Origin of the sequence: Plebeiibacterium sediminum (assembly GCF_026013605.1) — a bacterium.
GTDB lineage: Bacteria > Bacteroidota > Bacteroidia > Bacteroidales > Marinilabiliaceae > Saccharicrinis > Saccharicrinis sediminus.
Map to the genome: position 1 here is coordinate 37,834 of NZ_JAPDPJ010000046.1, position 13,300 is coordinate 51,133.

The window sequence follows — 13,300 nt, forward strand, 5'->3', positions numbered from 1 at the left end:
TATGAATGAATTATTTGTTTGGATTGGAATTTTGTTTTGTGTAACTCAATCGGCTATGTTTTCAGGATTAAACCTGGCATTTTTTAGTTTTACACGTTTGAGATTGGAGATCGAGGTGGAAGGTATTGCATCAAAAGGAGCTCAAAAAGTTTTGGAGATGCGCAAGGATTCAAATTTTTTACTTACTACTATTTTATGGGGGAATGTCGGGATTAACGTGTTATTAACATTGTTGTCAGATTCTGTTATGGCGGGATTAGTTGGTTTTGTTTTTTCAACCGTGATTATTACTCTTTTAGGAGAAATTGTACCTCAAGCCTACTTTTCGCGAAATTCTTTAAAAATGGCATCTTTATTAGCGCCGGTATTACGAGTGTATCAATTTATACTTTATCCTGTAGCAAAACCTAGTGCTATATTGTTAGATACCTGGCTTGGTAAAGAATCTATTGAGTATTTTAAAGAGAATAAGATTAAGCACTTTTTAAAAAAGCATATAGATGGAGCTGGAAATGAAATTGATCGTATAGAAGGTATTGGAGCAATTAATTTTCTTTCATTAGACGATGTTATTGTGAGTAAAGAAGGAGAACCTATACATCCACAAAGTATTATTCCAATTAAACATGAAGAAGGATTGCCTGTCTTTCCAAAAATTACCAAAAAACATAGTGATTTCTTTTTACAACAGATTAATAAATCAAAAGAAAAATGGGTAGTTTTTATTGACGAAAACTTAAATCCTTCGTACATTATGGATGCAGATGGGTTTTTAAGATCTGCAATGTTTGATAGTGAACCAGCTAATCCGATTGATTTTATGCATAAACCAATAATAATCACAGATAGTAATATTGAATTAGGAGAAATAATTCATCTCTTAAATTATTCTCCAGAAAATGAAGAGGATGATGTAATTGACAATGATGTGATTTTACTCTGGTCGGATGTAAAACATGTTATAACTGGAGCTGATATTTTAGGTAGATTATTAAGAGGGATTGTAAAAAAAGATAATTTAGTTTAAATTAAAAAAATACTACAATGACTGCAAAACAAACTTCAACCAAAAGTAAAACTGCACAAAAGAAAAATATATCATTAGATGATATTAGAGAAAAAGCTCAGGAAATTTATGAAAACCGCATTTCCAAAGGAATAGAAGGAGATGAAATTTCAGATTGGCTTCAAGCTGAAAAAGAATTAGGAGTAAAGAAATAATCATTTAATAACACATTGTAGAGCTTTAAATTTTTATGAGAAAATTATTTAATTATTTTTTACAAGGTTTATTATATATTGCTCCATTTGGATTAACAATTTATATTTTGTATTTCATTTTTAGCTTTACAGATAGTTTGTTAAATGAGTTTCTGAAGACGTATTTTAATATTGACTTACCGGGACTGGGTATTGTAATTATTGTTGTTTTTATAGTTCTTGTTGGGATTATAGGAGAAAGTATTATTGCCCGTCCTTTTAAATTATTATTTAATCGTTTACTGGAAAAAATACCCTTTGTAAAGTTGATTTTTTCTGCTATGGATGATTTATTTTCTGCTTTTGTAGGAAAAGAGAAAAAATTTAATAAACCTGTAATTGTACTGGTTAATCCGATTTCCAATCTTGAAAAGTTGGGTTTTCTTACAGAAGAAGATTTACATCTTATTGATGAAAATGAAAAAGTGGCTGTTTATTTTCCTCATTCTTATAATTTTTCGGGAGAAATGTTTATTGTTCCCAAAAAACAAGTTAAGCCAATTGATATCAATCCTGCTGTGTTAATGAAATTTATTGTTTCTGGTGGGGTATCTAGAATTTATGATACACATAAAGCTGATCAAACAATATCAAAGTGATTATAGAATTATGCTAAAAGGCATATAATTTTTACAGATGCAAAGAACTGTATTCTCATTTGTCATGTACATTGACAAATCAAACATATTTATGTTTAATCAAATATTAAATCCTATCTCTATTTTTAATAATCTCAAATAATGTCAGAAAATTTCCTCATTAATAATCAAGGACTGGAGTCTGGGAAAATGAAAATGTGCAATATTCGTACCGGATTAGATAAAGCATGTTTAAAAGAAGCAATTATTGATCACTTGTTTTACAAACAAGGGTGTGAACCTGAAGGTGCTTCTATCAATGATGTTTATTTAGCAGTTTCATATGCGCTTAGAGATCGGCTGTTACATCATGGATTGAAAACTTTTGATGCAGTTTTAGAGGATGAAGATATACGTTTGGTAAGTTATCTTTCTGCCGAGTTTCTTATGGGTCCTCAGTTAGGTGCGAATTTAATCGATTTAAATATATTTGATGAAATGAGACAAGCAGTTACTGAGCTTGGGTTTGACTTTAAATTAGTATTAGAGCAAGAGGAAGAGCCAGGGCTAGGTAATGGTGGGTTAGGACGTTTAGCTTCTTGTTATATGGATTCACTGGCTTCATTGGAAATACCTGCAATAGGATATGGCATACGTTATGAGTTTGGAATATTTGATCAGGAAATAAAGGATGGATGGCAAGTAGAAATAACAGATAAATGGTTGCGTTATGGTAATCCCTGGGAAATAGCTAGGCCAGAAAGTTCTGTAAATGTATATTTTGGAGGATACACAGAACAATATTCAAACGAAATAGGCAAGGTACTGAGGCGATGGGTACCATCTTATGTAGTTAAAGGAATTCCTTATGATACTTCAGAAATGGGATATAAAGTAGCATCATGTAATTTTTTACGTTTGTGGAAATCAGAAGCAATTGAATCTTTTGATTTTTCATCGTTTAATCACGGCGATTATTACAAGGCAGTAATGGATAAAATAGAATCTGAAAACATAAGTAAGATTCTTTATCCGAATGATGAATTGTATGTTGGAAAACAATTACGCTTAAAACAGCAATATTTCTTTTCGTCGTGCTCCTTACAAGACATGATGAGAATGCATCTTGAAAATCAAGGGAAACCGCAGGATTTTCATAAAAAGTGGGCAATTCAGCTTAATGATACACATCCTGCTATTTCTGTCGCAGAATTGATGAGGATATTGCTTGATGAATGTAAATTAGATTGGAAAACAGCATGGGAAACTACCCAACAAACATTTAGTTATACAAACCATACTTTGTTACCAGAGGCTTTAGAAAAATGGCCTTTAGACCTTTTTAAAGCTTTACTTCCCCGTTTATTGGAGATTATCTATGAAATAAATTATCGGTTTTTAGAAGAAGTAAAGAGGCGTTTTCCTGAGGATAATAATATTTTATCGCGGCTATCTTTAATAGAAGAGACTGGTAGTTCTTATGTTAGAATGGCGAATTTGGCTTGTGTTGGAAGTTATGCAATAAATGGAGTTGCTTCTTTGCATACAGAATTACTTAAAAAAAATATTTTAAATGATTGGGTTTCAATGTACCCCGATAAGTTTTATAATATTACAAATGGAATAACTCCACGAAGGTTCGTTGTTTTATCAAATCCAGGACTTAGTAAGCTTATAACTAAAAATATAGGGGATACATGGCCACAATATCTTAATGAATTAAAAAAACTTGAGCCATTTGCTTATGACGCAAATTTTAAAGAACAGTTCCGGCAAGTGAAGATAGAAAATAAAAGGATATTATCTAGTGTAATTAAAGATAGAATAGGTATTGTTGTTAATCCCTCCTCAATGTTTGATGTGCAAGTAAAGCGGATTCATGAATATAAAAGACAGCATTTAAATGTACTGCACATATTGACACTATATTTGCGAATTAAAAGTAATCCGGATATAGAAATTCAGCCACGTACGTTTATTTTTTGGGGGAAAGCAGCACCTGGCTATTTTATGGCTAAACTTTTAATAAAACTTATCAATTCCGTAGGTAATTTAGTAAATAATGATTTCGATGTTAGAGACCGTATTAAGGTAGTATTCTTTCCTGATTTTAATGTGAAAAATGCGCAATTAATTTATCCTGCTGCAGATTTATCCGAACAGATCTCAACGTCAGGAAAGGAAGCCAGTGGTACAGGAAATATGAAGTTTGCACTAAATGGTGCACTAACAATTGGCACATTAGATGGAGCAAATATTGAAATTAGAGAAGAAGTAGGTTATGAGAACTTCTTTTTATTTGGACTAACAGCTTCTCAGGTCATAGAGGTAAAGCAAAATAATTATGACCCAAGGTTTATATATGAGAATAATATGGAGCTAAATGCTGTTATAAAATTTATTAACTCCGGTATATTATCAAATGGAGATAGAAATTTATTTAAACCAATAACAGATAATCTACTTTATGGTGATCCATATTTACTTTTAGCTGATTATCCTTTGTATATTAGTTGTCAGGATATTGTGGCGGAAACATGGAAGGATAAGGATAAATGGAATACTATGGCAGTTTTAAATGTTGCGCGAATGGGAAAATTTTCTTCTGATAGATCTATTAATGATTATTGTGAAAATATTTGGAAGGTTAAGCCATTTAAATTAAAAATTGAATAAAAGTATGTATATGTTTTGGCCCTTTTTGTTTGTAGTATTGGGATTTGTATTTCTTATTATAGGTGCAAATAGTATGGTAAACGGGGCTTCTGCCTTGGCAAAGAAATTTAATGTCTCTGATTTAGTCATCGGTTTGACTATTGTGGCATTTGGTACATCTGCTCCAGAGCTTGTCGTTAGTGTTATTGGATCAATAAATAATTATTCGGATATCGTTTTGGGTAATGTTATAGGCAGTAATAATTTTAATTTATTTATTATACTTGGATTGTCCGGATTAATTGTACCAATAAAAGTTCAATCGTCAACAGCTTGGAAAGAAATACCAATTTCATTGGTTGTATCTGTCTTATTGTTTTTTTTATTAAATGGATTTGCTGTTACTGAATATGGTAGATTAAATAGAGTTGAAGCAGTTATATTACTCGTACTTTTTTGTGCATTTTTATATTATGTTTTTAAACAAATGCAGAGTGATTCTTTAGAGCAAAATACCCATGATAATAATAAAACTCTTTTAAAAATATGGGGGCTAATTATTGGGGGCTTAACGGGACTTGTTATAGGAGGCCAACTTGTTGTTGTTTATAGTGTGGATATTGCCCATAATTTGGGAGTAAGTGAAAAAATTATAGGACTTACAATAGTTGCAGCAGGAACCTCTTTACCTGAATTAGTGACTTCGATTGTTGCATCACTGAAAAAGAATAGTGATATCGCAATAGGAAATGTAATAGGATCCAACATTTTTAATATACTACTTATTTTAGCAATTAGCGGCACAATAAAACCAATAACCTATAATTATAAATTTAATATAGATATTTTGGTGCTTATTGGAGGTACTGTATTTTTATTAATTGCCATGATGACAGGAAAAAGAAAAGTATTAGATAGGTGGGAGGCCTTAATTTTATTGTGCTTTTATATTATTTATACATTAACAATAGTAATACCAGCTACATGAATTTTTTGAAGAAAAGTACCTTGACTTTTATGTTTAAAGTATTATTTAAGATTGAAGTTATATGTTAAGCTGACTACTTGAATAAATAAAAGAAAGAATAAGTAATTTAATTATTATTGATTGGTTACTAATTCATTTGGACTAAATAAATAAGCTAATGCTTTTAGTGATTGAAAAGGAGATGTTATTTCGATTAAGAAAATTAACGTTACTCTATTGATTTTAGCCAGTAAATGTAAATTTTGATAGATAAAGTATATTATCATCAAAAATTTGCAAGTGGGTTAATGAGTAGATTATGGGATAGAAAGATTGAGGATGAAATTAAAAAATATTATAGCAATTAAAAACTATATTTTATGCACAAATTATTTAAGTCTTTTCAGCGATTAATAATTTTGATTTTATTGTTCTTTATGGGAATACTAATAACTATTTCAACTTATGAGTTAGTTGTTATTCTTGTAAATGAAATTATTAAACCTGTACCGGAAACAGGTTTAATTTTAGGTACCTCAGGTATGGTATATATTTTTGGTTTTTTCTTTAATGTTCTTATTGCATTTGAACTTTTTGAAACTATTGAACTATACTTAGGTGATGGAATTTTTCATGGTGAAATAATGCTAATGATTGGAATTGTTGCTGTCTCAAGAAAACTGATAGTTCTTGATTTTACTAAACAGGAACCTCTATTTATTATAGCACTAGGCTTGCTAGTTGGATTTTTATCTATAGGTTATTATTTTATGAAGAAGATTACAATAAAGAAACATGATTCAAAAATTAGTTGTACAAAGTCTGAAAAATAATAATCCATGATATATGAAACAAAGCGCAAGAGATTTATGAAAACCACATTTTAAAGGAATAGAAGAAGATGCGTCATTCGTCATCTCCATCCCGACTACTTTTAATATAAGATTATATAAGAATAAAGGATCTATAGAATATTACTTTTCGTAATTAACCAACATTCATTTTATTATAATTTGTACTATTAAGTAAATGATTTTTCGTATTTTTATATAAGTCACTAGCTATCAATTTGATGCAATTGTAAACAATTGATAGGTGTAAGTTAAGTGTAACTTTGATTAGTCTAAGTGAATAATTATTTGTATAGCTGATATTTACAAGTTTAAAATAGAATCCTGCCGGGATCACGAAGAAAGAAAAAAAGAAAAGTAGAAGCTTGTAAATTGTATGATTTACAAGCTTTTTTTGTTTTTTTAGATAGGTAGTTCATCCAAATATGTAATCCATACTTCTTCACCAACTACCAGCTCACTAGTTATTATAGGATATATACGTTTGTAAGCTACAGTACTGCTATTAATCCTACCTTCCTGATTAATATTTGATATGGAAGTATCTCCAACCAACAAACATCCTGCAGTATCGTCATCATCATTTCCTATATGTATAAGAATCCATTTAAAACCAGGAACGTTTGTAATATGAAGCATGCCTTGATGCATTTGGGGAAACTTTTGTTGATATCGTAGATGATGAGATCCTTCCGTTCTTAATTTTACTTGATATCGGCCTGCAGGTATTCTTGTTTCTCCTGAAACTTTAATTTCTCTTTGCTCGTCTTCTAATGTGTAACAAGCAAAGACTCCTTCAATAAAGAGAAGGCCTAAAGTGCTTTCTTTTCCAGCGCTATAGCGCAATACTGTTAATTCCATCATTTAAGTTTAAAGTAAAAAGGAGAAAGGTTAAAATTGAACATGACCAGATGATTGAGATTGTTTTGCGATGGTCTTATCCTTATCAGCAGAGCTTTTACTTGATCCAAAGAAATAGGAGAGGACCATACTAAATCCGGCAACCAATGCACCGAATAATTGGTTGATGGGTCCGTTGCTACTTGTCTTTTGGGCATTATCGCCAATAATCATTACAGAGATAAGACCAAAGAAACCAATCACAACCACAATAGCCAAAGCCATCATGAGCCAGTCACGTTGTCCTGTTGCTTTTGCAAATTCTGTTTCTCTTAAACGGGCATTTTGCTTATCCATCAAATAGGCTTTTGATTCTTCCAGTTCAATAATTGTAGCTTGCAAAGCCAATTTTTCCAGCTCAATCTTTTGATTGGTTTCAAACTCCTTGAGTTTCACGATGAGGTCAGGTCTTTGGGAAATAACTTGCTGAAAGTGTTCCTCATCGTTAAAGTGTAATCCTGTTACTGATTTGATTAATTCAAATACAGGTTTGGCTGTTCCTCCTGTAAAAACATTGGCCAACAGAGGAAGGCCTTTTTCAAATAAAACTGATTTTAGTGACATATTTATTTTAGTTTTTCAGATTATAGATAAAAGACAATAGACTTGACTTTTTTATCATTTTCGTTTATCTGCAGCATCATCCGGAAATGAAAGTACATTCATCATTTCCCTGAGTCGGCTTCTGACTCGGGCTCCATATTGTTTTTCAATTTCTGAGGCATTTAAATTAGTAGTCATATGAGTAAGCAGACCATCTGAGATAAACAGGTCGTACCTGGACAAAAGTATTTCTGATAACGCATTACACTCATTGCCAAAATGCTTCAGATTTTCTTCAGCTCCTAAATCATCAAAACAAATCGTTTTGGGAATCTTTGCTCCTGGCTTTATTTCAAAAGATTTTTTACTATAACGATGTATCACATCATAGCCATCTTTATGAAATTCAAAGCTGATATCCCTGCATGATTTAATCATGTAGCTTCTTGGTTCAGGGAGTATCAATCGCATCAAATGTATTAAGGATGTTTTTCCAGCACCAATTGGTCCGCAAAGCATAATCCCTTTTCGTGGATCCAATCCTTCCTGCCGGGTTAAATTCGTATCCTGGATCATGTAAACAAATAATTTCCGGATAAGGGGCATATCTTCACTCAAAAGTTTAAAACCAGTACCATATATCTCTTTCCCTTTTTGAGAGATAAAATCAAGGCTTTTTTGATAGTTATAAATGATTTGATTGTTGCTAATTGTATAAAACATGACGCAAACTTTTTAATCTTTGGATTAAAGTGGTTCATTATAACCTGAACCACTAAATGGTTGTGATACCTGATCCTTGATTGTTTCTTGTTTGCTTTTGGGATTTGCTTCTTTCTTCTGAAACTTCTCAACGTTCAGCATCCAGTTTCTTGCAGCTGCTTTCCAATCTTTCATTTTTGTTTTTCCTCCAACTAACCATCCTATACTCTCGTAATAATTGAAAAATTTTTCGGCTTCTGTTTTTGAATGGCCTTTTTGTTCAAAATAGATTTGAATGTGCTCAATTGGTGGTACTTGAAACGCTTTTTTCCTTTTTTCCTTCATATTATTTTCTTTTAATTCATTTTGACTTGATTCTCCACTACTATATATATTATGTATATAGTTTATATGTTTATAAGAAGATATCAAATTTGATACAGGTAGTGTACAGGTACCTGTATCAAATTTGTACAAGTGAACTTTTGATCCACTATTCGGATCAAATGATGGATGGTACCTAATATAATTCCAACGTTCTAATTCTTTAAGAACTTTGGTATAAGTATTTGGGGAACTAATCTTTGACATTTTCATGATTTCTTGTCTATTTATAATTATTGGATTTTCAAACTTGTTTTGATTCCATTTTCTAAATAGAGCCAGATATAAACTTATATGAATTGGTTTAATATTGGCATTGGCATCCATCATTGCAAAAACAGTTTGCTGGTGCCGGATATAATTCATAACCTTTTATCAATCACTATTGGATCTTGTTTTCTGAAATCATGTTATGAATATCATTGAAATCATAGTAAATGGTACCCCCAACTTTTGTAAAAGGCAAGGTTCCGCTTACACGTAAATGCTGAAGTGTTCCTGGTGAAATATTCAAAAGTTCTCTAACTTCATAAGACTTCAACCATTTCTTTTGATTTGATCCTGAATTCTGTTTTAGCAGCTTTTTAATATCTGCTAATAATTCAATTTTAAATTCTCTTAAATCGTCTTGAGTGATAATTTGCTCACGATACATTCTGTTTTTAGATGTGTTCGCGATTTTGTTAAATTCTGTTGCCATAATTTTTAATTGATATTGATATGGCACAAAGGAATGTAAAAAGGAAATACGAAAACAGTGGTAGGGGGTGGATCCATCCCCTACCACCCCCATGATTACCAATTTATTACAAATGAATATTTTTTTTACACCAATCAATTTGAGCAGTATTATTGTGGAAGTTTTTTAAATATTTAATCAATTATTTGACGATCGATATAGCTTAAGAAATATTTCTTTGGTACTTTTTAACGCATATTCATTTTGCTCATAATATTTATTTGACAAGTGTTTTGTTGAAACATTAACACTTCGTAATGAAGAAAAATTATCTGAAAATAACTTTATAAATTCACCAATACGATCCTTGTCTATATCCATTATCTTATTATCTACTAAAGTGCGCAGAAAACATCCCATCTGTCCAACAGAGAAATTAGTTTTAAATTTATTTACGCTTCGAGATTGTACTTTATCTACTTCTGAAATAGATTGTTCCTGAATAATTGTGTAGCTATATTTGTAGTAATTGATTTCTTTTTTAATCCAGTTTAATGACATTTGTTTTAGAGTTTCTCCATACGGATAAAAACTTTTAGAATTTAAATCCACAATCTGCGATATATTTTTCTTTATTCGTGATAAGTAATGTATCCTTTTTGATTGATCTTCTATTTCTGTAGTAGCACCCTTTATATCATCTGTAATAAATTGATATATATAACTATGATTGAAATTTATACTAATTAAATACCTGCAGAGTAACCTTTTCTGTATTTTTTCATCGTTCTGGTAAGTGGCATCTTTAATAATTTCTTTTGGAAATCCGCTTATAAAATCATCCCAGTAATTGATGGCTTGAAAACTAAATCCAATTGTATTTTCATCAAAGACCGCCTTTATTAAGAGGCACAAATCAGAAACTGATTTATTCTGAATTAATGCTATATTTTTTTTACAAAATAATTTGTAAAGCTTTTTTCTAATATTCAGGTACAAAAAAAATGGAACTGGTTGTGCAGTATTAAAATAATCCGGAAAGCTTTGTAGAAGCAATTCTAAATAACCAATGTAAAAATTAACCTTAGGCCTTAATAATTTTTTTCGACACTCATTAAAATAAACGCATTCATGCTGATATGTATAGAGTAAATCCAGCAACTTTATAAGACTGGTCTGGTAGTATTGTATTTGTCTTTTAAATGCTTCTGTGGATTTCTCTTCTAAAGCTAATTTGTTTAGATGTTGTTTGAATAGCTTTTTATTTTTTTTGAATTCAATTATTTGATTTTGGATCTGATTATTTTCAAATAATTTACGAAAAGAACATTCTTCAGGGTTGTTAAGATTATCAACAACCCTGTCAATGTTAGATAATAAGTCTGACATTTGATTTTAAGATTAGATTTAAATATATAGTTAAATGATTGATAATAGTTTACAATTAATTAACAATACAAATCAAATGCCAAGATTTAAGTACATTTTTTATGTTATACTCAAGAACATCTATTTATTTTATCTTTTTGATTATTAAGTTTATCCTTAAGTTTATGCATATCTTCACTTATCTTTGTTTTTAATACTCTTGCATAAATCATGGTTGTTGACAAATTAGAATGTCCTAATACTTTACTTACCGTCTCAATTGGAACACCATTACTTAATGTAACTGTAGTTGCAAATGTATGTCTTGCCATATGAAAAGTAAGACTTTTTTGTATTCCACAAATATCTCCAACTTCTTTTAAATAACTATTTAACTTTTGATTGGACAAACTAGGGAATAACTGATCCCCATGTATAGATTTTGGATGATCTTTATAGTTATTTAGGATATTCAATGCAACTGGTAGAAGTGGAATATTAACAACCATTTCAGTCTTTTGCCTTATTGTTTGAATCCAGTATTCACCATCAATACCCATTATTATATTTTCATTAGTTAAGTTTATAACGTCAATATACGATAAACCGGTATAGCACGAGAAAATAAATAGATCCTTAACAAATTGAAGACGAGGTATATTAAATGATTTTGTTTTTATTGTATTTAATTCTTTATCTGTAAGGTAACCTCTGTCTACCTTATTGAATGAGAATTTAAATCTTTCAAAAGGATCTTTTTCTAGCCATTCTAGTTTAATAGCCATGGTAGTTACCTTTCTTAAACGTTCCAGGTGTTTCATCACACCATTATTTGATAAAGGCCTATGATGGTCTGAAGGGACATAGTTTCTTAAGTAGGATTCAAATCCGGTAATAAACTGATAATTTATTTTTGCTAAAATTATATCATCTATCTTCTTTATCTCTCTTAAATACTTACTAATATATTTATGGGTAGTATAGTAGTTTTTAAGAGTTCCTGGGCTTAATACATTTACTTGAGATATGTTATGGTATTCAAATAACTCAATAAGTGTTTTCCCATTATCAGATCTTCCAAAGAAAATATTTTTTATAATTATTGCAGAAATAGACTCCTCCTTTAAAACAAGTTCTCTATGAATATTTGTAATCTTGGCCCTTACCTGTTCAATATAGGCATTTGATTTACGAAAGTCTTTATACTTACTATCAATGCGTTCTTTAGTTGGATTCCAAGCCTCAAGAGGAATGGATCTTACTACTGAGAATTCAGATCTCTTTCCATTTACATTAATACGTGCATAAATGCTACAGATTTCTTTTTCTTTTCGATCTGTTCTTGCTAAAAAAGTAATTGCAAATGTTTGATTTGTAGTCATGACAATCAATTTTTGATGGTTAATACTAAACCCAAAACCTTGTTTGGCATCAAAGAACTTTGAGTTAAACCAATCAATATCAATCAAATAAATTGTTCACTACAGAAATTTAAACTATTGTAATTTGCATTAAATCTGTGGTTTATGGAGATTCCAGTGAACAGATTTTAGATAAACAGGTCTGTTCACCAGCTATTCACCAGCAATTTTGTATTTAGAATTTCAAAATTGCTTTTATTTCAAAAATCACAAGATCTAATTCTTTATTGTTCTGGTGAACAAATTTAGAATTAAATATTTACTCACTAATAGCTCACCAGAAATTTGAATTACATTAGTTTATATTGAAATAACAAAAAACAAGAAAGCCTGTAAAACATTCATTTTACAGGCTTTTAACTTATTTAGTATTTTAAGTAGTCGGGGTGGAGAGATTCGAACTCCCGACCCCCTGGTCCCAAACCAGGTGCGCTAACCGGACTGCGCTACACCCCGTACTTAAGGTTTTATTATCGTGAAAAAACTGTGTCGGGGTGGAGAGATTCGAACTCCCGACCCCCTGGTCCCAAACCAGGTGCGCTAACCGGACTGCGCTACACCCCGTAGTGTTTTTTCAAGATTTCAAACTTTGCGGAGGGAGGGGGATTCGAACCCCCGGTACAGTTACCCGTACGTCAGTTTAGCAAACTGGTGGTTTCAGCCACTCACCCACCCCTCCGGGTCTTATAAAGTCTAACTTTTTAGACCTCTTTCGCAACCCTCATTTCGTGATTGCGGTTGCAAATGTAGACAAATAATTTAATGCTGCAATACTTTTGATAAAAAAAAATTAAACAAAAATTGAATGTTTTATTCCACTCAAAACGTAATTAATTGCAAGCCAAAAATAAAGGAGCTTTTTAGGCTCCTAATTTTTTTTTATTTTTTTTTGGTTTGTCTGGTGATGATTTAGAAATTGAATCTCTCATTGAAGTATCTGCTTCAATATTTTTCATTTTTAAATAATCTAACACACCTAAATTACCAGATCT

Annotated in this window: 14 protein-coding genes and 3 tRNA genes; 6 read left to right on the forward strand and 11 right to left on the reverse strand. The window is 30.9% G+C overall.

Annotated features, from left to right (window positions below; translation table 11 throughout):
- The first annotated feature begins 1 nt into the window (after nucleotide 1).
- From OM075_RS17150 to OM075_RS17175, 6 genes are all read left to right on the forward strand, one after another.
- Nucleotides 2–1,027: a DUF21 domain-containing protein gene (locus OM075_RS17150; protein ID WP_301191764.1), complete on the forward strand. Its 1,026-nt coding sequence runs from the start codon at nucleotides 2–4 to the stop codon at nucleotides 1,025–1,027.
- Between the two features lie 17 nt (nucleotides 1,028–1,044).
- A complete protein-coding gene (locus OM075_RS17155) occupies nucleotides 1,045–1,221 on the forward strand; it encodes a DUF2934 domain-containing protein (protein ID WP_301191765.1) in 177 nt (58 codons plus the stop codon).
- A 35-nt stretch (nucleotides 1,222–1,256) separates the two neighbouring features.
- Complete coding sequence (locus OM075_RS17160; protein ID WP_301191766.1) at nucleotides 1,257–1,859, forward strand: DUF502 domain-containing protein; 603 nt, start codon at nucleotides 1,257–1,259, stop codon at nucleotides 1,857–1,859.
- Between the two features lie 141 nt (nucleotides 1,860–2,000).
- Complete coding sequence (locus OM075_RS17165; RefSeq protein WP_301191767.1) at nucleotides 2,001–4,514, forward strand: glycogen/starch/alpha-glucan phosphorylase; 2,514 nt, start codon at nucleotides 2,001–2,003, stop codon at nucleotides 4,512–4,514.
- 10 nt (nucleotides 4,515–4,524) lie between these two features.
- Nucleotides 4,525–5,481 carry a calcium/sodium antiporter gene (locus OM075_RS17170; protein ID WP_301191768.1) on the forward strand — a complete coding sequence of 319 codons (957 nt, stop codon included), beginning with the start codon at nucleotides 4,525–4,527 and terminating at the stop codon, nucleotides 5,479–5,481.
- A 359-nt stretch (nucleotides 5,482–5,840) separates the two neighbouring features.
- Nucleotides 5,841–6,293 carry a phosphate-starvation-inducible PsiE family protein gene (locus OM075_RS17175; protein WP_301191769.1) on the forward strand — a complete coding sequence of 151 codons (453 nt, stop codon included), beginning with the start codon at nucleotides 5,841–5,843 and terminating at the stop codon, nucleotides 6,291–6,293.
- Nucleotides 6,294–6,713: 420 nt separating this feature from the next.
- Here the strand turns inward: OM075_RS17175 and OM075_RS17180 are convergent, their stop codons facing one another.
- The 11 genes from OM075_RS17180 to OM075_RS17230 all read right to left on the reverse strand — a co-directional run.
- The gene (locus OM075_RS17180; protein ID WP_301191770.1) at nucleotides 6,714–7,175 is read right to left on the reverse strand and encodes a DUF5675 family protein; all 462 of its coding nucleotides are present in this window, start codon (nucleotides 7,173–7,175) and stop codon (nucleotides 6,714–6,716) included.
- Between the two features lie 27 nt (nucleotides 7,176–7,202).
- Nucleotides 7,203–7,775: a hypothetical protein gene (locus OM075_RS17185; RefSeq protein WP_301191771.1), complete on the reverse strand. Its 573-nt coding sequence runs from the start codon at nucleotides 7,773–7,775 to the stop codon at nucleotides 7,203–7,205.
- A gap of 54 nt (nucleotides 7,776–7,829) precedes the next feature.
- Complete coding sequence (locus OM075_RS17190) at nucleotides 7,830–8,477, reverse strand: P-loop NTPase family protein (protein ID WP_301191772.1); 648 nt, start codon at nucleotides 8,475–8,477, stop codon at nucleotides 7,830–7,832.
- Between the two features lie 24 nt (nucleotides 8,478–8,501).
- Nucleotides 8,502–9,206, reverse strand: coding sequence for a hypothetical protein (locus OM075_RS17195; protein ID WP_301191773.1), 705 nt, complete (start codon nucleotides 9,204–9,206; stop codon nucleotides 8,502–8,504).
- Nucleotides 9,207–9,222: 16 nt separating this feature from the next.
- The gene (locus OM075_RS17200; RefSeq protein WP_301191774.1) at nucleotides 9,223–9,540 is read right to left on the reverse strand and encodes a helix-turn-helix domain-containing protein; all 318 of its coding nucleotides are present in this window, start codon (nucleotides 9,538–9,540) and stop codon (nucleotides 9,223–9,225) included.
- Nucleotides 9,541–9,717: 177 nt separating this feature from the next.
- A complete protein-coding gene (locus OM075_RS17205) occupies nucleotides 9,718–10,908 on the reverse strand; it encodes a hypothetical protein (RefSeq protein WP_301191775.1) in 1,191 nt (396 codons plus the stop codon).
- Nucleotides 10,909–11,018: 110 nt separating this feature from the next.
- Nucleotides 11,019–12,269, reverse strand: coding sequence for a site-specific integrase (locus OM075_RS17210; protein WP_301191776.1), 1,251 nt, complete (start codon nucleotides 12,267–12,269; stop codon nucleotides 11,019–11,021).
- Nucleotides 12,270–12,689: 420 nt separating this feature from the next.
- Nucleotides 12,690–12,764: transfer RNA gene (locus OM075_RS17215), tRNA-Pro, on the reverse strand.
- Nucleotides 12,765–12,797: 33 nt separating this feature from the next.
- Nucleotides 12,798–12,872 (reverse strand) — tRNA-Pro (locus OM075_RS17220).
- Nucleotides 12,873–12,900: 28 nt separating this feature from the next.
- A tRNA-Ser gene (locus tag OM075_RS17225) sits at nucleotides 12,901–12,987 on the reverse strand.
- Nucleotides 12,988–13,168: 181 nt separating this feature from the next.
- Nucleotides 13,169–13,300, reverse strand: a 132-nt coding sequence (locus tag OM075_RS17230; protein WP_301191777.1) for a flotillin-like FloA family protein, incomplete at its 5' end; no start/stop codon positions are given.